18 protein-coding genes are annotated in these 19,836 nt (G+C 70.6%); 3 read left to right on the forward strand and 15 right to left on the reverse strand.

The annotated features are described in order from the left end of the window. Positions 1-171: 171 nt before the first annotated feature. The gene (locus V8690_RS07655; RefSeq protein WP_338776743.1) at positions 172-2,787 is read right to left on the reverse strand and encodes an ABC transporter permease/substrate binding protein; all 2,616 of its coding nucleotides are present in this window, start codon (positions 2,785-2,787) and stop codon (positions 172-174) included. Next, entirely contained in the window at positions 2,780-3,871 is a 1,092-nt protein-coding gene (locus tag V8690_RS07660) for a betaine/proline/choline family ABC transporter ATP-binding protein (protein ID WP_338776745.1), read from the reverse strand. The genes V8690_RS07655 and V8690_RS07660 overlap by 8 nt, the downstream gene beginning before the upstream one ends. A gap of 168 nt (positions 3,872-4,039) precedes the next feature. Between V8690_RS07660 and V8690_RS07665 the strand changes: the two genes are divergently transcribed. Continuing rightward, complete coding sequence (locus V8690_RS07665) at positions 4,040-4,969, forward strand: 5'-3' exonuclease (protein WP_338785281.1); 930 nt, start codon at positions 4,040-4,042, stop codon at positions 4,967-4,969. A gap of 124 nt (positions 4,970-5,093) precedes the next feature. Further along, complete coding sequence (locus V8690_RS07670) at positions 5,094-5,936, forward strand: siderophore-interacting protein (RefSeq protein WP_338776748.1); 843 nt, start codon at positions 5,094-5,096, stop codon at positions 5,934-5,936. Between the two features lie 120 nt (positions 5,937-6,056). Here V8690_RS07670 and V8690_RS07675 read toward each other — a convergent pair whose 3' ends face one another. Beyond that, complete coding sequence (locus V8690_RS07675) at positions 6,057-6,638, reverse strand: GNAT family N-acetyltransferase (RefSeq protein WP_338776750.1); 582 nt, start codon at positions 6,636-6,638, stop codon at positions 6,057-6,059. Between the two features lie 80 nt (positions 6,639-6,718). Between V8690_RS07675 and V8690_RS07680 the strand changes: the two genes are divergently transcribed. Further along, positions 6,719-7,705 carry an RluA family pseudouridine synthase gene (locus V8690_RS07680; RefSeq protein WP_338776753.1) on the forward strand — a complete coding sequence of 329 codons (987 nt, stop codon included), beginning with the start codon at positions 6,719-6,721 and terminating at the stop codon, positions 7,703-7,705. Here the strand turns inward: V8690_RS07680 and V8690_RS07685 are convergent. The 12 genes from V8690_RS07685 to V8690_RS07740 form a co-directional block, all read right to left on the reverse strand. Beyond that, positions 7,699-9,192 carry a cytochrome P450 gene (locus tag V8690_RS07685; protein WP_338776754.1) on the reverse strand — a complete coding sequence of 498 codons (1,494 nt, stop codon included), beginning with the start codon at positions 9,190-9,192 and terminating at the stop codon, positions 7,699-7,701. The two genes, V8690_RS07680 and V8690_RS07685, sit on opposite strands and share 7 nt — an antisense overlap. Before the next feature lie 70 nt (positions 9,193-9,262). Beyond that, positions 9,263-9,883, reverse strand: a complete 621-nt coding sequence (locus V8690_RS07690; RefSeq protein WP_338776755.1) for an ATP/GTP-binding protein — start codon at positions 9,881-9,883, stop codon at positions 9,263-9,265. Then, positions 9,864-10,262, reverse strand: coding sequence for a DUF742 domain-containing protein (locus V8690_RS07695; protein ID WP_338776756.1), 399 nt, complete (start codon positions 10,260-10,262; stop codon positions 9,864-9,866). Before V8690_RS07695 ends, V8690_RS07690 begins: the two co-directional genes overlap by 20 nt. Further along, entirely contained in the window at positions 10,259-10,666 is a 408-nt protein-coding gene (locus V8690_RS07700; protein ID WP_248507409.1) for a roadblock/LC7 domain-containing protein, read from the reverse strand. The genes V8690_RS07695 and V8690_RS07700 overlap by 4 nt, the downstream gene beginning before the upstream one ends. After that, positions 10,663-12,303, reverse strand: a complete 1,641-nt coding sequence (locus tag V8690_RS07705; protein ID WP_338776762.1) for an ATP-binding protein — start codon at positions 12,301-12,303, stop codon at positions 10,663-10,665. The genes V8690_RS07700 and V8690_RS07705 overlap by 4 nt, the downstream gene beginning before the upstream one ends. A gap of 396 nt (positions 12,304-12,699) precedes the next feature. Further along, positions 12,700-15,546 carry a DEAD/DEAH box helicase gene (locus V8690_RS07710; RefSeq protein WP_338776764.1) on the reverse strand — a complete coding sequence of 949 codons (2,847 nt, stop codon included), beginning with the start codon at positions 15,544-15,546 and terminating at the stop codon, positions 12,700-12,702. A 56-nt stretch (positions 15,547-15,602) separates the two neighbouring features. Then, positions 15,603-16,493 carry a diacylglycerol kinase gene (locus V8690_RS07715; protein ID WP_338776766.1) on the reverse strand — a complete coding sequence of 297 codons (891 nt, stop codon included), beginning with the start codon at positions 16,491-16,493 and terminating at the stop codon, positions 15,603-15,605. Between the two features lie 31 nt (positions 16,494-16,524). Then, the gene (gene tatC / locus V8690_RS07720; RefSeq protein ID WP_338776768.1) at positions 16,525-17,487 is read right to left on the reverse strand and encodes a twin-arginine translocase subunit TatC; all 963 of its coding nucleotides are present in this window, start codon (positions 17,485-17,487) and stop codon (positions 16,525-16,527) included. 47 nt (positions 17,488-17,534) lie between these two features. Continuing rightward, positions 17,535-17,819: a Sec-independent protein translocase subunit TatA gene (tatA, locus tag V8690_RS07725; protein WP_059419437.1), complete on the reverse strand. Its 285-nt coding sequence runs from the start codon at positions 17,817-17,819 to the stop codon at positions 17,535-17,537. 261 nt (positions 17,820-18,080) lie between these two features. Then, the gene (locus V8690_RS07730) at positions 18,081-18,275 is read right to left on the reverse strand and encodes a hypothetical protein (protein ID WP_338776772.1); all 195 of its coding nucleotides are present in this window, start codon (positions 18,273-18,275) and stop codon (positions 18,081-18,083) included. 45 nt (positions 18,276-18,320) lie between these two features. Next, a complete protein-coding gene (locus V8690_RS07735; protein ID WP_338776773.1) occupies positions 18,321-18,614 on the reverse strand; it encodes a hypothetical protein in 294 nt (97 codons plus the stop codon). Positions 18,615-18,777: 163 nt separating this feature from the next. Continuing rightward, entirely contained in the window at positions 18,778-19,830 is a 1,053-nt protein-coding gene (locus V8690_RS07740) for a WYL domain-containing protein (RefSeq protein ID WP_338776775.1), read from the reverse strand. Positions 19,831-19,836: the final 6 nt, after the last annotated feature.

The raw sequence follows: 19,836 nt of genomic DNA on the forward strand, positions 1-19,836 counted from the left end.
CCAGGGAATCCGCCGCTCTCGGGGGCGGCGCGCGGATTCCTCCTACGGGAGGAACAGGGAGGGAGGAGGGATTCGGGGGGTGGCGTAGCGCTCTGTGGTTGTCCGGATCCTGCTCGTGGGTTCGGGTACGGGGCGGGACGCGGCGTGTCGCGTCCCGCCCCGTCTCGGGCCTCACTGCGGCGTCATGCGCTCCACCATGTCGGGGTGCTGCTTCAGCCACGCGGCGACGGCCTCTTCCTCATGGCCCTGGCCGCGGTCCTTGATCTCGCTCTCCAGGCTGCCGAGCTCGTCCTCGCTCATCTTGAAGTTCTTGATCCACTTGGTGAGCTGCGGGTACTGCTCGGGGAACTTCTCGCTGGAGATGGTGCGGATCGTGTTGCCCTCGCCGAAGGCCTTCTTCGGGTCCTTCAGCTTGGTCAGCTCGTAGTCGCTGTACGCCCAGTGCGGCGACCAGAGGGTGACGGCGATCGGCTCCTTCTCGGCGTACGCGCGCTTCAGCTCGGCCAGCATGGCCGGGGTGGAGCCGTCGACGACCTCGTACTCCTTGTCGAGGCCGTAGCCGGGCAGAACCCTGTTCTTCAGCAGGTCCATCTCGCCGGTGCCGGGCTCGATGCCGATGATCTTCCCGTCGAAGGTGCCGGCCTTGCCCTTGAGGTCCTGCAGGGAGTCGATGCCCTTGACGTAGGACGGCACGGCGATCTCCAGGGAGGTCGGTTCGTACCAGGTGCCGAGGTCCTTGAGCCGGTCCTTGTTCCTGTCCCAGTAGTTCTTCTGGGCGTAGGGCAGCCAGGCGTCGAAGTTGAGGTCGAGATCGCCCGAGGCCAGGCCGGTGTAGACGGGGCCGACGTCCATCTGCTTCAGGTTCATCGTGTAGCCGCGCCGTTCGAGGACGTTCTTCCACAGGTACGTGACGGCGATGTCCTCGTCCCAGGGGAACCACGCCACGTCCAGCGGTCGCTTCGCCTCGGCGGGCGTGCCGCCGCCGGCGCCCTTGACCGGGGCGAGCTTGTCGACGTAGCCGGGGTGCTGCTTCAGCCAGGCGCGGACGGCCTCCTGCTGGTTGCCCTTGCCCGCCTTGTTGATCTCGGCTTCGAGGCTGGTGAGCTCCCTCTCGCTCATCTTGAACTTCTTCAGCCAGCCGGCGACCGTCGGGGCGTCGCCCGCGAAGCCCTTGCGGGCCAGCGTGTGCACGCCGTCGCCCTCGCCCCAGGCGCCCTTGGGGTCCTTGAGCTTCTTCAGCTCGTAGTCGTTGTACGCCCAGTGCGGCGACCAGAGCGTGACGACGACCGGCTCCTTCTTGGCGTAGGCGCGCTTCAGCTCGGCCAGCATCGCGGGCGTGGAGCTGTCGACGACCTTGTACTCCTTGTCCAGGCCGTACTCCTTGAGGACCTTGCTCTTGAGCAGGGCCATCTCGCCGGCGCTGGACTCGATGCCGGTGATCTTGCCGCCGAACTCGGACGCCTTGCCCTTGAGGTCCTCCAGGGAGTCGATGCCCTTCATGTAGGCGGGCACGGAGAGCTCCAGGGACGTCTTGTCGTACCAGGCGCCCAGGTCCTCGAGCTGCTTGCCGTACTTCTTCCAGTACTGGGCGTGGGTCGTGGGCAGCCAGGCGTCCGTCTGGAAGTCGACGTCGCCCTGGGCGAGGGAGGTGTAGAGCGGTCCGGCGTCGAGCTGCTCGGCCTCCACCTGGTAGCCGCGCTGCTCCAGGACCTCCTTCCAGAGGAAGGTGGAGGCGACGCCCTCGTCCCAGGGGATGTAGCCGATGCTGATCTTCTTGCCCTGGCCGACGTCCTCGCTGCCGGCCGCGGCGGTCGAGTTGGTGCCGCCGCCGAGGACCCCCATGCCGCCCGAGACGAGGGCGAGGACGACGACGCCGATCACGGCGACGGCCGGGCGGGGCCGGTACGACCAGATCTTCAGCCCCTGGGCGGCGCGCAGCCTGGCGGCGGCGCGGCGGCCGAGCGGAGAGACCTGGGTGCCCAGCGCGCTGGTCATGCGGTCGAGGTAGATCGCGAGGATCACGATGCCGACACCGGCCTCGGCGCCCAGGCCGACATTGAGCTGGCCGATGGCCTGGTTGACGTCGCCGCCGAGGCCGCCGGTGCCGACCATGCCGGCGATGGCGGCCATGGACAGGCCGAGCATGATGACCTGGTTGACGCCGGCCATGACCGTGGGCAGGGCGAGGGGGAGCTGGACGCGCAGCAGGGTGTTGCGGGGTGTGGTGCCGAACGCGTCGGCGGCCTCGACCAGTTCCTTGTCGACCTGACGGATGCCGAGTTCGGTCATGCGTACGCCCGGTGCGAGCGCGAAGATCAGGGTGGCGACGATGCCGGCGGAGGCGCCGGTGCCGAAGAAGAGGATCGCCGGGATGAGGTAGACCATCGCGGGCAGCGTCTGCATGAAGTCCAGGACGGGCCGGACCAGTCCGCTGACGCGGTCCGAGCGGGCCGCCCAGATGCCCACCGGTATGGAGATCACCAGCGCGATGACGGTCGCCACCAGGACGAGCGCCAGAGTGATCATCGCGTTCTCCCACAGGTCGAGGGAGTCGATGAACGCGAATCCCACGAAGGCGAGGACACCGGCGAGGGTGCCGCGCAGCCAGAAGGCGATCACGGCGAAGATGCCCGCGAGGAGCAGCGGTTCTGGGGCCTGGAGGACGGCGTTGATGCCGTCGTAGAGGCCGAGGAAGACGGTCTTGCAGAAGTCGAACAGCCAGCCCATGTGGGTGGTGAGCCAGTCGACCGCGTCGTTGACCCAGGTGCCGAGCTGAATCCTAGGCACGGGCGGTCACCTTCTCTCCGCCCTTGTCCCGCGGGGAGTCGCAGGGCTCCGGGGTGGTGTCCTGCTCGTCGCCGAGGAAGCCGACCAGGCGCTGCCGGGGGACGACGCCGATGAGCTTGTTGTCCTCGTTCACGACGGAGACGGGGTGGGTGAGCCGGGCGCTGATCGCGCAGAGCTCCGTGAACGAGGTGTCGGTCGTGGCGGTCCGGCAGCGGCAGCCGGGGTCGTCGCCGGTGACCGCGGTGTCCATGAGCTCGCCGGCGGTCAGGACGCGGGAGCGGTCGACGTCCTGGGTGAAGGAAGCGACGTAGTCGTTCGCCGGCCGCAGCAGGATGTCCTGCGCGGTGCCGTTCTGCACGATGCGGCCGTCGCGCATGACGGCGATGCGGTCGCCGAGGCGCATGGCCTCGTTCAGGTCGTGGGTGATGAAGACGATGGTCTTCTTCAGCTTCTGCTGGAGCTCCAGCAGCTGGTCCTGCATGTCGCGGCGGATCAGCGGGTCCAGGGCGCTGAAGGACTCGTCCATCAGAAGCAGGTCGGCGTCGGTGGCGAGCGCGCGGGCCAGACCGACGCGCTGCTGCATGCCGCCGGACAGCTCGTCCGGCCAGGACTTCTCCCAGCCGGCCAGGCCGCACAGGGCGAGCGCCTCGTCGGCGCGGCGTACGCGCTCGGCGCGGGGCACGCCCTGCACTTCCAGACCGTAGGCGGCGTTCTCGCGCACGCTGCGGTGCGGGAAGAGCGCGAAGTGCTGGAACACCATGCTGATCTTCTTGGAGCGGACCTCGCGCAGCTCGCGGGCTCCGAGCGTGGTCAGGTCCTGGCCGTCGAAGCGCACATGTCCGGCGGTCGGCTCGAGCAGGCCGTTCAGCATGCGCAGCAGGGTGGACTTGCCGGAGCCGGACAGGCCCATGACGACGAAGATCTGGCCGGGCTCCACGGTGAAGGAGGCGTCGATCACGGCGGCGGTCGCACCCTCGGCGCGTAGCTCGTCCCGGTCCGCCCCGTCGCGGAGCCGCTGGACTGCCTGGTCCGGTCTCCTGCCGAACACTTTGTACAGGCTCTCCGCCTGAAGCGTTGCTGACACGTGCACCTCATATTCCACCGACAGAACAGAACGAGGGCGGGGCGCGAAGAGTTGAAATACGCAACCAGCCTCACTGCGGGGCGGCGCCTCCCCCCGATCCCGAATCCCAAACGCACAAGTGGGGCGCGTCACATATGAGGCGCGTCGCTGTCGGTGACGTACGGCATGATGCGTGGCGTGACCGGACGACTGATGCTCCTCGACACCGCCTCCCTGTACTTCCGCGCCTACTTCGGCGTCCCGGACTCGGTGAAGGCACCGGACGGCACGCCGGTGAACGCCGTGCGCGGACTGCTCGACTTCATCGACCGCCTGGTCCGGGACCACCGGCCGGACCGCCTCGTGGCCTGCATGGACGCCGACTGGCGGCCGCACTGGCGGGTGGAGCTGATCCCCTCCTACAAGGCGCACCGCGTCGCCGAGGAGCACACGGCCGGCCCGGACGAGGAGGAGGTGCCCGACACGCTGTCGCCGCAGGTGCCCGTGATCGAGGCGGTGCTGGACGCGGTGGGCATCGCGCGCGTGGGCGTCGCGGGGTACGAGGCCGACGACGTGATCGGCACGTTCACGAGGCGGGCGAAGGGCCCGGTCGACATCGTCACGGGCGATCGCGACCTGTACCAGCTGGTGGACGACGCGCGCGGGGTGCGCGTGCTGTATCCGCTGAAGGGCGTGGGCACCTTGCAGCTCACCGATGAGGCGGTGCTGCGTGAGAAGTATGGGGTCTACGGCAGCGGGTACGCGGATCTGGCCCTGCTGCGCGGCGACCCCAGCGACGGCCTGCCGGGCGTGCCGGGCATCGGCGAGAAGACGGCCGCCAAGCTGCTGGCCGAGTTCGGGGACCTGGCCGGGATCCTGGCGGCGGTCGAGGACCGGGGGTCCAAGCTGACGCCGACGCAGCGCAGGCGGCTGGACGAGGCGCGCCCGTATCTCGCGGTCGCGCCGAAGGTGGTCCGGGTCGCGGACGACGTGCCGCTGCCGAACGTCACGACGGCACTGCCGCGGACGCCGCGCGACCCGGCGGAACTGGAGGTACTGGCGGCCCGCTGGGGACTGGGCGGGTCACTGGAGCGCCTGCTGACGACGCTCGCGGCGTGACCTGCGCGTGGGCCTGGTGGCCTTCCTGAGGCCGGTGCCCTGATCACTTCTCATCCGAGAGGTGTCAAGTGGGGGCGAGGTGCTAACTTAGGTAAGCCTAACTACGCGAATCAGGGAGGTCCTCATGGCAGAGCGACCGGGACGCCAGCCGCGCAAGGCGCACTCCGCTCAGGTCGTCCGCACCGAGCGGCTGACCCCGCACATGCAGCGGGTGGTACTCGGTGGCGAGGGCCTCGCCGACTTCGCGGCGGGCACGTGCACCGACCACTATGTGAAGCTGCTGTTCCCGCCCGAGGGCGTGACCTATCCGGAGCCCTTCGACCTGCAGCGCATCCGCGACGAGCTGCCGCGCGAGCAGTGGCCGGTGACCCGGACGTACACGGTGCGCCACTGGGACGCCGAACACCGCGAGCTCACCCTGGACTTCGTCATCCACGGCGACGAGGGCCTGGCCGGCCCGTGGGCGGCCCGCGTCCAGCCGGGCGAGACCGTGCGGTTCATGGGCCCCGGCGGGGCGTACGCGCCCGACCCGGACGCCGACTGGCATCTGCTCGTCGGCGACGAGAGCGCCCTGCCCGCGATCGCCCGCTCCCTGGAGGCACTGCCGCGCGGGGCCGAGGCGTACGCCTTCGTGGAGGTCTCCGGCCCCGAGGAGGAGCAGAAGATCGACTCGGACGTGGAGGTCGTCTGGCTGCACCGCGGTGACCGGCCGCTCGGCGAGGCGCTCGTCGAGGCCGTGCGGGGCCTGGAGTTCCCCGAGGGCCGTGTGCACGCCTTCGTCCACGGCGAGGCCCATTTCGTGAAGGAGCTGCGCCGGCTGCTCCGCGTCGAGCGCGGCGTCTCGCGCGAGGACCTGTCGATCTCCGGCTACTGGCGTCGGGGCCACAACGAGGACGGCTGGCAGGCGTCGAAGCGGGAGTGGAACGCGCGCATCGAGGCGGAGCAGGAGCGCACCCCCGCGGTTTGAGCGCGCTCCCGCAGCCTGAGCGCGCCCCCGCCGCCTGAGCGGGGAGCGGGCTTTGCCGCCTGAGCGACGCGACGCTGCCCGAGCGAAGCGAGCACCTCACTCCGCCCCGGCATGCCGCGGTCAGTCGCCCCGCACGCGCGCGTGCAGATGCATGTCGTGCCAGCCGTCCGGGTGCAGGCCAGCGCTGCGCTTGGTGCCTTCGAGGGCGAACCCGGTCCGCGAGGCGACACGGCAGGAGGCCTCGTTGCGCACGGCGTGCAGCAGTTCGAGACGGTGGAAGCCGATCTCGTCGAGCGCCCAGCGGGCGAGTGCGGTCGTGGCCCGGACGGCGACGCCCCGGCCGCGTGCCGCCGGGACGGTCCAGTACGCCACCTCCGCCACGCCGTCGTCGAGCCGTATCTCGCGCAGCGCCACCCGCCCCAGCAGCCGGTCGAAGTCCGCGTCGACGACGGCCCACTGCGCCTCCCGCTCCTCCTCCCACGCCTGATGCCAGTCGCTGATCCAGCCGGCGACCTCCTCCTCGGAGTCGGCGGTCCGGGCGTGCCACTGGTGCATCACGGGGTCCTGGAAGACCTCGTACACCGCGGGCGCGTCCCCGGCCCGCCAGGACCGCAGGAGGAGTCCGTCGCCGGTGGCCAGGGTGGGCTGCGGGTGGCCGGTGAAGGCCTTGGGCGTCAGGACCGGGCTGATGAGGAAGGGCATGCCCGCATCATTGCAAGAGGGCAGTGGGCGGCCTCAGTGGTTTTCCGCCGGTGCCCGCCCGCCTCGTACGCTGGGCCGCGATGAGACGCAGGACCCGCATTCCGCCCGCTCCACTGCCGCAGCGCCACGGGGTGGACCCGGTGCGCGTACGGCTGCCCGCCGCGGCGGCGTGGGCCACGGTGCGCGAGCATCTGGTGGAGCGGCTGTCGGGGGCCGGTGACGGGGTCGTCGACGGGATGTTCGACGCGGGTCTCGTCGTCGGGGCGGACGGGCGGCCCGTACCGGCGGACGCGCCGTATGTGCCCGGGATGTTCGTGTGGTTCCACCGGGAGCTGCCCGAAGAGGTGCCGGTGCCGTTCCCGCTGGAGGTCGTGTACCGGGACGAACACATCGTCGTCGTCGACAAACCCCACTTCCTCGCCACCACCCCGCGCGGCAGCCATGTCGCCGAGACCGTGCTGGCCCGACTGCGCCGCGAGCTGGACATCCCGACGCTCACCCCCGCGCACCGCCTGGACCGGCTCACCGCCGGACTCGTGCTGTTCACCGTGCGCCCCGAGGAGCGCGGCGCGTACCAGACGCTCTTCCGCGACCGGCGGGCGCGCAAGGAGTACGAGGCCGTCGCCCCGCACGATCCCGGCCTCGCCCTGCCCCGGACCGTGCGCAGCCGGATCGTGAAGGAGCGCGGCGCACTCACCGCCCGAGAGGTGGCCGGCGAGCCCAACGCCGTCAGCCGCGTCGAACTCGTCGAACACCGCCAGGGCGGGGCCGATGGACTCGCCCGGTACCGGCTCGTCCCCGGCACCGGGCAGACCCACCAGCTGCGCGTGCACATGACCGCGCTGGGCGTGCCGATCCTCGGCGATCCGCTCTACCCCGAGGTCACCGCTCCCGTGCCGGCCGGTGACTTCCGGCGCCCGCTCCAACTACTGGCCCGGGCCCTGGAATTCACCGACCCGGTCACGGGCGTGGAGCACCGGTTCCGCAGCGGCCGGGTGCTCGCGGCCTGGGCGTCGTACGACCGGTGGGCCGCCGGGACCTACGACGGCCCGTCGGACGGTCAGTAGCCGCGCCACCAGCTCAGGAAGCGCTGCCAGGCGCCCTTGCGGCGGGCGGGCTCCTCCACCGCCGGCTGCGCCTGCGGCTGCACGGGAGCCGGCTGGGGTTGCGCCGCGGCCGGTTGCTGCTTCGCGGCGGCCGCTTGCGGCTGCGTGAGGCCGATCTGCCAGTCGGAGCGCTGGGAGGGGGTGTGGTTGTGGTTCGGCGGCTCCGTCACGTCCTGCGGCGGCTTGGGGGCGAACTGCACCGGCAGTGTCACGAGGTGCCGGGAGGCGATGGACGCCGTCCAGCGCAGCTCGTCCTCGTCGCAGTCGAGTTCAACGTCCGGCAGCCGCATCAGCAGCGCGTCCACGCCGACGTCGGCGATGGAGCGGCCGATGTCCTGACCGGGGCACTCGTGCGGGCCGCCGCCGAAGGCGAGGTGGGAGCGGTTGCCCTGCATGCTGGCCTTCAGGTCCGGCCGCACCCGCGGGTCGACGTTGGCCGGAAGCGGGGCGAAGAGCAGTCCGTCGCCCCGGCGGATGCGCTGCCCGCCCAGCTCGGTCTCCTGCTTGGCGAAGTAGGCGAAGACCGTGCTGAACGGCGGCTCGTTCCACAGCGACTGCTCCACCGCCTCCGGCACCGTCATCTGGCCGCCGTTGAGCTGGGCCCGGAAGCGCGGGTCGATCAGCACCGTGAGCAGCACGTTGGACAGCAGGTTGGCGGTGGCCTCGTAGGCGGCGAAGAGCACCAGGCGCAGGTGCTCCCTGACCTCGTCGTCGGTCAGCCGGGCCGGGTGCGTGATCAGGTAGCTGGCCAGGTCCTCCTCCGGCTGGGCCCGGCGCCGCTCGGTGAGCCGGCGCAGGGCGTCCATGACGTAGGAGTGGCTGGCGATCGCCGTCTCGGTGCCCTTGAGCGCGTCTCGGGCGGCCTCGACGAGACGGTCGCTGTACTCGTCGGGCATGCCGAGGATCTCGCACATCACCGCCATCGGCAGGTGCTCGGCGAACTGTCCGACGAGGTCGGCCTCGCCCTTCTCGCAGAACCGGTTGACGATGGCCTGGGTGCTGCGGTTGATGTAGCGGCGCAGGCTGCGGAAGTCGATGGTCGAGATGGCGCCCTGCACCGCGCCGCGCAGCCGCTTGTGCTCGTCGCCCTCGGCGTGCGAGGCGATGGGCTGCCAGGCGATGTGCGGCATCAGCGGGTGATCGGGCTTGACCAGGCCGTCCCTGAGCGGGGTCCAGATACGGCTGTCCCGGCAGAAGTGCGTGGGCGAGCGCACCATGTGGAGGTTCTCGGCATGGCCGAGCACGATCCACATCGGTACGTCGTCGTGGAGCAGCACGGGCGCCACGGGGCCGTGCTCCTTGCGCAACTGCTCGTACAGCGCCGGCAGGTCCTCCGACTCGTGCAGCCGGTGCAGCCCCCCGGGCCCGGGGCCGTGCGCGGGGCAGCCGGGGGGCGGGCCGGGACGGGGGGCGTCCGTCTCGGCCGGGGCGTGGGATTCAGGCGTCACAGTGGTCGCTCCGAAACTGAAGTAAATGCCAGGTTTCTGGGGAGAGTTGGGGATGCGGCGGATACGGGATTCAGGTGAGCGAGCCCGTCAGGGCGAGCGAGTGCAGGAAGCGCATGAGGGTCATCAGGACGTCCCGGCTGGAGGCCCGCCGCCGCGCGTCGCACTCCATGATCGGGATCTCCGGGGAGAGGTCGAGCGCCGTGCGCAGCTCCTCGATGGGGTAACGGGGCGCGTCCGGGAAGGAGTTGATGGCGACCACGAACGGCACGCCGCGTTCCTCCAGGCGCCCCATGACGTCGAAGCTGACCTCCAGACGGCGGGTGTCGACCAGCACCACCGCGCCGAGCGCGCCCTCGAACAGGCCGTTCCACAGGAACCAGAAGCGCTGCTGGCCGGGCGTGCCGAAGAGGTACAGCACGAGCTGGTCGGTGATGCTGATCCGGCCAAAGTCCATCGCCACGGTGGTGGCCGTCTTGGACGCGGAACCGAAGTTGTCGTCGACACCGATACCGGCCTGCGTCATGGTCTCCTCGGTGGTCAGCGGTTTGATCTCGCTGACCGAGCCGACCATGGTCGTCTTGCCGACACCGAAGCCCCCCACGATCACGATCTTGGCCGCGGCCTGTGCCGTATGCGGCAACTGGTCCTCGGCCCGGGGGCCCGGGATGGTGTCAGAGCCTTTGAAGTCCATTCATCACCGCTTCGAGGAGGGAACGGTCGGGGAGCGCCTGGCGGACGATCGGGGAGCGCGCCGTCACCAGATCCGCCGCCAGCAGCTCGGTGACCAGCACGCCCATCGCGCTGAACGGCAGGCTGAGGTAGGCCGACAGCTCGGCCACGGACAGGGGGGCGGCGCAGAGCCGGAGCAGCGCCGCCTGCTCGGGCGAGGCGGAGGGCGGCGGGTCTGCGGCACGCGCCACGATTAACGTCACCAGGTCGAGCTCGGCCCGTTCTCCGTCCGGGCCGGCCACCACGTAGATCCGCTCCGGGTTGCTGACCTTGCCCTCGCCCTCCTGGGGCTTGGGCGGTTCCGGGGCGGGCTCGCGCCTCTGGCGTCGCGGAGGCGTCATACGATCTGCCCGTTCCGCCGGGGCGGGCTGGTCAGATGGCCGCCGATGCGAACCACCAGGTCGCGCATCATGGCGCTCATCCGGCCGGGTTCGCACCGCACGTCGGAGAGCACCGCGAGGAAGGCGTTGGCTCCGGCCTTCATGAGGTAGAAGTAGCCGCGGTCGATCTCGATCATGACGAGCTTCATCTCGCCATCGCCGACGGTGAGTTCCTGGCAGATGCTGCCCGCGAGGGACTGGAGGCCGGCGCAGGCCGCGGCGACCCGGTCGGCCGCGTCGGGCTCGCCGCCGTAGCGGGCGATGCGCAGACCGTCGGCCGAGAGCACCACGATCATCTCGATGCCCGGCACGCCGTCGGCGAGCTGCTTGAGCATCCAGTCGAAGTTGCCTCGCTGCTGGATCACTTGAGGTTCCCCTCGTCATCGGCCTCGGTGGGGGCCGGGTCGTTGATCAGGTGCAGGTACTTGGTCGGGTTCCGCAGGAAGTCGGTCGGGTGCGTGCCGGGTTCGATGCCCTGCTTGAGTCCCTCCCAGAAGGCCTCGAGGCCCTTGCCTGGGGCGTCGGGGGCATTCATGTCGAGCAGGGGCTCCGGCTCGGGCTCGGGTGTCGCCCAGGGGTTCGCCTCGCCCCGGGCGGCGGCCTCCCGGTCCTCCCGGTCGTAGGCGGCCTGCTGGGCGATCCGCTCGACGAGGGACGTCTTCACCCGGCTGCGGCGCTGCGGCAGGCCGTTCGGCGTCCACTCGGTGACCTCCGGGACGTCGTCGTCCTCCAGGGAGACCGTTTCGGGGATGCGCGGGTTGGTGGGGCGGCGCTTCTTGGGCGTGCGCTTCGGCCCCTCGGGGATGCCGACCGGCATGGGGATGCCGGTGGCGCCGATGCCGTGGGCGAGTCCGACACCGGGCTCGTGGGTGATCATCTCGCTCGGCACGATGAGGATGGCGCGGACGCCGCCGTACGCGGAGGCGCGCAGCGAGACCTGCATGTTGTACGCCGTGCAGAGGCGGCCGACGACGGCCAGGCCCAGGCGCGGGTGCTCGCCGATGTCCTGGAGGTCGACGCCCGCCTTGGCTGCCTCCAGCATGCCCTCGATCCGGGCCCGTGCCTCCTCGTTGAGGTTGACACCGCCGTCCTCGATCTCGATGCAGACGCCGGTCTGCACCTCGGTGGCGGTGACGTGCACCTTGGTCTGCGGCGGCGAGTAGCGCGTGGCGTTGTCGAGGAGCTCGGCGGCGGCGTGGATGACCGGTTCGACGTAGATGCCCTTGACGCTGACCTTGGCGATGGAGGACAGCTGGATGCGCCGGTACTCCAGGATGCGGGACATGGCGCCGCGCAATGTGCTGTAGAGGGACACCGGCTCGGGCCACTGCCGTCCGGGGCGTCCGCCGCCGAGGACGGAGACGGAGTCGGCGAGGCGGCCGATCAGGGCGTTGCCGTGGTCGATGCGCAGCAGGTCGTCGAAGACCTCGGGGTTGCGGCCGTGGTCCTCCTCCATCTCCCGGAGTTCCTCGGCCTGCTGGTGGATGATCGCCTGGACGCGGCGGGCGACACTGACGAAGGATCGCGCGGCGGCGTCGCGCATGGTCACTTCGCGGTCGACGATCTTGAGGATCGTCAGCAGCGTCTCGGCCTGCGGAGCGGGGAGGTCGCGGTACTCGGGGTTGGCCAGGCCGAGCTTACGAATCACCTCCCTGGGGGATTCTCCGGTGCTCAGCAGCCGGAGCGCCGCGGGGATGATCTCCCTCGAGAAGCGGACCAACTCGTGCTCGTGGGCGGCGATCCGCTGCTCCAGATGCGCGCTGTGACGGGCGTGCTCGGCCCGCTGCTTGCGCAGGGCACGGCCGCGGCGCACCGCCTCTGCCGCCGTCGCGATCACCAGCACGGTGGCGATGCCGCCGCACCAGCCGACGGCGAGCCGGGCCGGCGCCGTCACCAGGGCGACGGCGGCTCCGGTCGCCGCGGCCATCGCTATGGCCGGCAGCAGCAGCACGCGCGCGTAGGGAAGTTCAGCGCGACCGGGAGGGGATTGAACACTCACCATGTGGGCCTTCTGAAAGGAGTCGGCTGGGGTTCGGGAGGACTTGCGAGGGGGTATGTCATGAATCTGTAGGACTCTTCCGCACTTTGGGGAACAAGCGCACGAATTCATCTCAAGCCGGTGCGCTGCGGGCGAGCTTAGTCCGACCGGATCATCGCCGTGTCATATTCAGCAACTGCCGGAAACCGGTCGCGGAGGGATAGTACGCTCAGTCGGTTACACGCTGCGACACCGTTCGAATACGCCGGGTAGTCGCGAACAGGCATACGAAAGTCCCTCACCCGTACGGGTGAGGGACTTCAGAACAACGCCCCTCAAGGGGCGCGGGGCGGTGTCGATGTGCGGCTCCGCCGCAGGGGCGCGAGCAACCACGACGAACCGGCACCCGCGCAGCGGCAATCAGCCCACCGACGAGTAGGCGACAACCCCCCGCAGCAACAAGTCAACGGCCTTCCGCGCGTTCTTCACCACGGTGGATCCCTCCGGCGCCGCCGCCGCGATCTGCCCCAGCACATCGATGACCTGCTTGCACCACCGCACGAAGTCCCCCGCCGGCATCTCCGCCTCGCGCAGCACCTCGTCGAGCCCCTTACCGGAAGCCCACATGTACGCGGCCCAGGCGAACCCCAGGTCCGGCTCACGCTGCCCGACACCCTCGGTCTGGCTGATCCGGAACTCCTCCTCGAGCGCGTCCAGCCGCCCCCAGATCCGCACCGTCTCCCCCAGCGCGGCCTTGGCCTTCCCCGACGGCAGCTTCGGCACCAGCGCGTCGTCCCCGACCCGCGCCTCGTACACCAACGCCGAGACGCACCCGGCCAGTTCGGCCGGGCCGAGCCCCTCCCAGACGCCCTCGCGCAGGCACTCGCTGGCGAGCAGGTCCAGCTCGCCGTACAGCCGCGCGAGCCGCTTGCCGTGCTCGGTGACCTCGTCGCCGCGCAGGTAGTCCATCTCGGTCAGCAGCGCCACGATCCGGTCGAACGTCCGGGCGATCGTGTTCGTACGGCCCTCGATGCGCCGCTCCAGCTGCGAGGTGTCCCGCAGCAGCCGGTGGTAGCGCTCGGCCCAACGGGCGTGGTCCTCACGGTCGTTGCACCCGTGGCAGGGGTGCGCGCGCAGAGCCGTCCTCAGCCGGGCGAGCTCGCGGTCGTCGGCCGCCTGGGAGCGCCGCTTGCGGTGCCGCTCGGCCGGGATGTGCCCGGCCTTGGTGCGCAGCGCGGACGCGAGGTCCCGACGGGACTGCGGGGAACGGGGGTTGAAGGACTTCGGGATCCGCATCCGCTCCAGCGCCTCGACCGGCACCGGGAAGTCGATGGCCGCCAGCCGCTTCACCTGCCGCTCGGCGGTCAGCACCAGCGGGCGCGGCCCGTCGTGGTGCTCGAAACCGCGGTGGCCGTTCGTACGGCCCGCGGGCAGGCCCGGGTCCAGCACCAGTGCCAGGCCCGCGTACTTGCCGGTGGGCACGTGGATGACGTCACCGGGCTTCAGCTTCTCCAGCGCGACGGCGGCCTCCGCGCGCCGCTGTGCCGCACCCTGCCGGGCCAGCTCGTTCTCCCGGTCCTTCAGTTCGCGGCGCAGCCGCGCGTACTCCTCGAAGTCGCCGAGGTGGCAGGTCATGGAGGCCTTGTAGCCCTCAAGACCCTCCTCGTTGCGCTGCACCTGCCGGGAGATACCCACGACCGACTTGTCCGCCTGGAACTGTGCGAAGGACGTCTCCAGCAGCTCGCGCGAGCGGTGCCGGCCGAACTGCTCGACCAGGTTGACCGCCATGTTGTACGACGGCTTGAAGCTGGACCGCAGCGGGTACGTGCGCGTGCCGGCCAGGCCCGCCAGGTGCTCGGGGCTCATGCCGCGCTGCCAGAGCACGACGGCGTGGCCCTCGATGTCGATGCCGCGCCGTCCGGCCCGGCCGGTCAGCTGCGTGAACTCGCCCGGGGTGATGTCCGCGTGTTGCTCGCCGTTCCACTTGACGAGCTTCTCCAGCACCACCGAACGGGCGGGCATGTTGATGCCGAGGGCGAGGGTCTCGGTCGCGAACACCGCCTTGACCAGGCCGCGTACGAACAGCTCCTCGACGACCTCCTTGAAGGTCGGCAGCATGCCCGCGTGGTGGGCGGCGATGCCGCGCTCCAGGCCCTCCAGCCACTCGTAGTACCCGAGGACGTGCAGGTCCTCGTGCGGGATGGACGCCGTGCGCTCCTCGACGAGCGCGCGGACCCGGTGGCGCGCCTCCTCGTCGTTGAGCCTGAGGCCCGCGTACAGGCACTGCTGGACAGCGGCCTCGCAGGCGGCGCGGCTGAAGATGAAGGTGATGGCGGGCAGCAGCCCCTCGGCGTCGAGCCGCTCGATGACCTCGGGCCGGCTCGGCGTCCACACCCGGGAGCGCTGCCTGCGCTCACGCTCGCGGTCGGCCTCGCGCAGCCGGCCACGCCGGCGGTCCTGGAACGACGGCCGTGTCGCCTCCATGCGCGCCATGCGCGTGAGGTCGGGGTTGACGGCCTTCTTGTGGCCCTCGCCCTCCTCGAACAGGTCGTACATCCGCCGCCCGGCCAGCACGTGCTGGAACAGCGGCACGGGCCGGTGCTCGGAGACGATCACCTCGGTGTCGCCGCGGACCGTGTCGAGCCAGTCGCCGAACTCCTCGGCGTTCGACACGGTCGCCGAGAGGGAGACGAGCGTGACCGAGTCGGGAAGGTGAATGATCACCTCTTCCCATACGGCTCCCCGGAACCGGTCGGAGAGGTAGTGCACCTCGTCCATGACCACGTAGCCGAGGCCCAGGAGCGTCTGCGAACCGGCGTACAGCATGTTCCGCAGCACCTCGGTGGTCATCACGACCACCGGGGCATCGGAGTTGACGCTGTTGTCGCCGGTGAGCAGGCCCACCTTGTCCGTGCCGTAGCGGCGGCACAGGTCGGCGTACTTCTGGTTCGACAGCGCCTTGATGGGTGTCGTGTAGAAGCACTTCTTGCCCTGCTGGAGGGCGAGGTGGACGGCGAACTCGCCGACGATCGTCTTGCCGGAGCCGGTGGGCGCGGCGACCAGCACGCCCTTCCCCGCCTCGAGCGCCTGGCAGGCCTCGATCTGGAAGGGGTCGAGGCCGAAGTCGTACATCTCGCGGAACGAGGCGAGCGCGGTGGCCTGCTCGGCAGCACGCTTACGGGCTGCCGCGTACCGCTCGGCCGGTGAGAGGTCCTCTGTCATCGTGCTTTCGAGCGTACCGGGCCGCACTGACAACAGGACGATCATTATCCGGATCCGTTCCTGTGAAACCGGGGATCGGCGCAGCTCAGGAGCAGCGCGGCTCAGGGGCCGACGACCCGCACGCCCCCGCGTACGCAGCGCACGCTCAGCGGCAGCGGGCCCAGCGGCTCCCCGTCCGCGTACCCCGTGATCCCCTCTGCGGCGATCTCGACCCGTGCCGCTCGCAGCACCGTCACCTTCGGATGCTCGACATGGGTCCCCCGGTACACCCGCGGAAACACCCGCAGCAGCGTCCTACGGTCGCAGTCCCCGACCACGGTGATGTCGAACAGCCCGTCGGTCAGGTCGGCGCCGGGGCAGATTCGCATGCCGCCCCCGTACGAGGAGCCGTTGCCGACGGCGACGAGGGTCGCCTCGACCTCACGGACGTCGCCGTCGTCGAGCCGGATCCGGTACGGGACGGGCCGGAACGCGGCGAGTTCGGCGATCATCGCGAGGTCGTACGTGAAGCGGCCGGAGGGCCACCGCATGCGGTTGCCCCGGTCGTTGACGCGGGAGTCGAAGCCGGACGCGAGGACCGTGCCGAACAAGCGGTCCCCCACCTGCCCGAGGTCGATGTCGCGGAGCCGGCCGCACTTGAGGGCGTCGGCGATCATGCGGCCCGCAGCGGCAGGCTCGCGCACGGGCAGACCGAGGGCGCGGGCGAAGTCGTTGCCGGTGCCGACGGCGACCAGGCCGAGCGGTGTGGTCGTCCCCGCGACCGCCCGCAGGGCGAGATGGGCCATGCCGTCGCCGCCGACGGCTATCAGCGCTCCGGTACCGCCCGCGACCGCGGCACGCGCGCGTGTGAGGGCGTCCGCGGCGTCCTCCCCGACCACCGTACGTACCGAGAAACCGGCCGCCCGCACGGCGGAAGCGGCCGGCTGCGCCGCGCGGGCGCCCCGGCCGCGACCCGCGGTGGGGTTGACGAAGAGAGTGATCTCGCTGGTCACGAGAGTGACCCTACGAGTTGCCCGCTGATCTTCAGGTCACGTCGTCATAACCGTTGACCCGTTCCGAGCGGTCTGAGCTCGCCTGCTCGGGCAGGGCGGCGCGGCTGGTGGTCACGGGCTCGATCTCGCCGATGTCCTCGGGGGTGAGGTCCAGCTCGGAGGCCTCGTCGTCGGCGGGGCCGAGGGCCTCGCGGCGGCTGCGGCGGCGGTCGTTGAGCAGGGAGACGACGACCGCAGCGAAGTACAGGATCCAGATCGGCCCGGCGAGCGCCAGCATGGTCAGCGGGTCGGTGCTCGGCGTGGCGATGGCCGCGAAGACCGTGATGCCCATGATCATGCCGCGCCACCAGCCGAGCATGCGCTTACCGGAGATGGCTCCGGTGAAGTTGAGCATGACCAGCAGCAGGGGCAGCTCGAACGAGAGGCCGAAGACGAGCACCATCCGCATGACCAGGTCGAGCAGATCGTCCAGCGGGAGGAGGTTGGACGTGCCGCCGGGGGTGAATTCGAGGAGCACCTTCGCGGTGGTGGGAAGGACCGTGTACGCGAAGTAGGCACCGGCGGTGAACAGGGGGGCGCCCGTGCCGACGAAGGCATAGGCGTACTTCTTCTCGTGCCGGTGCAGCCCGGGAGCGACGAAGGCCCACAGCTGGTAGAGCCAGACCGGCGAGGCCAGCACGACACCGGCCATCAGCGACACCTTCAGCGCGAGCGTGAAGGGGGTGAGCAGACCGTTGATGGTGATCTGCGCACACGGCTCCGAGCCCGCCCGCGACCTGGCCAGTTCCGCGAAGGTCTTGTCACAGCCGACCGAGTCGAGGATCGGCTTGGTGATCAAGTTGATGATGTCGTTGTAGAAGAAGGCGGCGAAGACCGTGACGACGACGATCGCCACAATCGCCTTGGCGAGCCGGTTGCGGAGCTCGCGAAGGTGCTCCGCTAGGGGCATCCGCCCCTCGGGATCCTTCTCCTTGTTGCGGGCAGACTTCAGCAACCCACGTTCCCATCTCGTGCGGCGGGCCGGAGGTCACCGGCCCTGCGTCAGCGCTTGGTCGTGTCCGTCGGCTCGTTGACCGGGCGCGAGCTGGTCACGTCACCGGGGGCGGCCTGGATGGTGCGCTGCGAGGGCTGCTCGTCGTTGTTCGGCGGGCCGGCCGGGGTCGTGGACGACTTGTTCTCGTCCTTCATCGCCTTGGCCTCGCTCTTGAGGATGCGGGCCGACTTGCCGAGCGACCGAGCCATGTCCGGAAGCTTCTTCGCGCCGAACAGCAGGATGATGACGACGAGGATGAGAATGATCTCGGGAGCTCCGAGCCTTCCGAACATAAGTCTTTACCTTCTCACCGAGGCGGCTGTGGTGGGGGTGCTGTCCGACCGGTCGGACATGTGTCCGAACGATCGTGCTGACAGCGATCGTAACGCTCAGGGGTAAACGTGAGGCAATCCCTCTGCATCCCCTGTGCGTACTCCCGTCCGCGGCCAGTGCCTCGTTAACCGAGCCGCGACCAGCCAGAGTACCTGTCCGAACCGCCGAGGTGACAGGGCGAAGTGTCCCAAAGCCAGACTCACAGGCACCCACCGGACAGCTCACAGGGCGTCCACGGACCGGGCCGCGGTCTCCGCCGCCCGCTCCAGCTCCTCCGCGGCACGGTTGATACGGCGCGCCGAGTCCGTGACCTGGCTGCCCAGGCGCTGTGCTTCGACGAAGACCCGCACGGCGAGCACCCCGAGCACGGCGAGACCCACGAATCCCACGGCAATCGCGAACATCGGCCAGAACATGACGCCGAGCCTAGACCCTCCTGGAACGTCGAACGTCCAGACCCTCTACAGCGTGGAATGCAGTCGCAGGGTCCGCACGCCGCCGTCGGTCAGCAGCTCCACGATCCGCTCCCCCGCGGGCTTGCGGACGGCCGCACCGCACTCCGGGCAGGTGAAGGAGTAGAAGGTGGTGCGGCTCGTGGCGCCGATGGCGAGGCGCAGGGCACCCGCGGTGAGCTCGAAGCGCCCCCGGCAGTCCGGGCAGCCCGCCCGGAACACCACCGGGGACACGCTTCTCATCCCGGCGAACGCGGACTCCACCGTCATGCCCATCGCACCGGATGTCACCGACTCGCTCACAGCCCTGGCTCCTCTTTCTCGGGTCGTTCGCCTTCGGGGCACCCGGGTGGCGCCGGTACGGGCCGGCTCGCCGCCGACGTCGGCCAGGTCGGCTCCCTGGCACCACGACGGTGTCGGAGGACGGCCCTGACAGCCGGCCGTCGGCGCCCTGGGCACCTGCGGCTCACTCGCGTCTGCCGTCCGGCCCGTCCGCCACCGCGTGCGCCGCGCGTACCTCGGCCGCCTCCACCGCCTCGATCCCGTCGTACGCCGCCAGTGCCTCGCGGGCCGCCTGCCGGGCGCTGTCCGCCAGCTCGGGCGGCGACACGATGCGGCCGTCGCGCCCGAGCCTGAGGCCCAGGCGCCGCAGTGACGCCGGGTCGGGGGTCCGCAGAGTGATACGCAGCCCGCCGTCCGGAAGCTCGTCCGCGCTGTCGTGCGGGTAGTACTCGGCGACCCAGCGGCCGCCGGGGCCGACCTCGACCACGACCTCCGGGTCCTCGGCCGCGGGCTGGACGAGCGCCTCGGACAGGTCCCGCAGCTCGATCTCCGGCGGTGCCGACGGCTCGTCCAGGATCTTGATCTCGGCGACCCGGTCGAGCCGGAAGGTGCGGCGCGCCTCCGAGCGGCGGCACCAGGCCTCGACATACGTGTGCCCGACGCTGACCAGGCGGATGGGGTCGATCTCCCGCTCGGTGACCTCGTCGCGCGCGGGCGAGTAGTAGCGGATCCACAGCCGGCGGCGCTCGGCGATCGCCCGGTCGACGTCCGCGAAGACCCCGCCCTCGGATTCGAAGGTCACCGACAGCCGCGAGCTGGCGCCCGCCGCCTCGCCGGCCGCGGCCTCCACCTTGGCCGTCGCCCGCAGCAGCGCCTGCCGGTCGCTCTCGCGCAGTCCGGGCAGCGTGGCCACGGCCCGGGCGGCGACGAGCAGGGCGGTGGCCTCGTCGGCGGCGAGCCTGAGCGGCTCGGCCGCCTCCGCCGCCAGGGCGGCCGGGTTGTGCCACCAGATGCGCTCGCCGTCGGTGTCGATGTCGAGCAGGTCGCCGCCGCGGAAGCTGGTGCCGCACATGGGCAGCACGTCGAGGTCGGAGACCAGCTCGTCCTCGGTGATCCCGAAGGCGCGCGCGACGTCCTCGACCCGGGCCCCGGGGCGCTCCCTCAGATATGTCACCAGGGAGAGCATCCGTCTGGTCTGGTCGATGGCGTTCACGGGCCTGACCGGTTTGCCTGCCACTTCTCG

This window comes from Streptomyces sp. DG1A-41 (assembly GCF_037055355.1).
Lineage (GTDB): Bacteria > Actinomycetota > Actinomycetes > Streptomycetales > Streptomycetaceae > Streptomyces.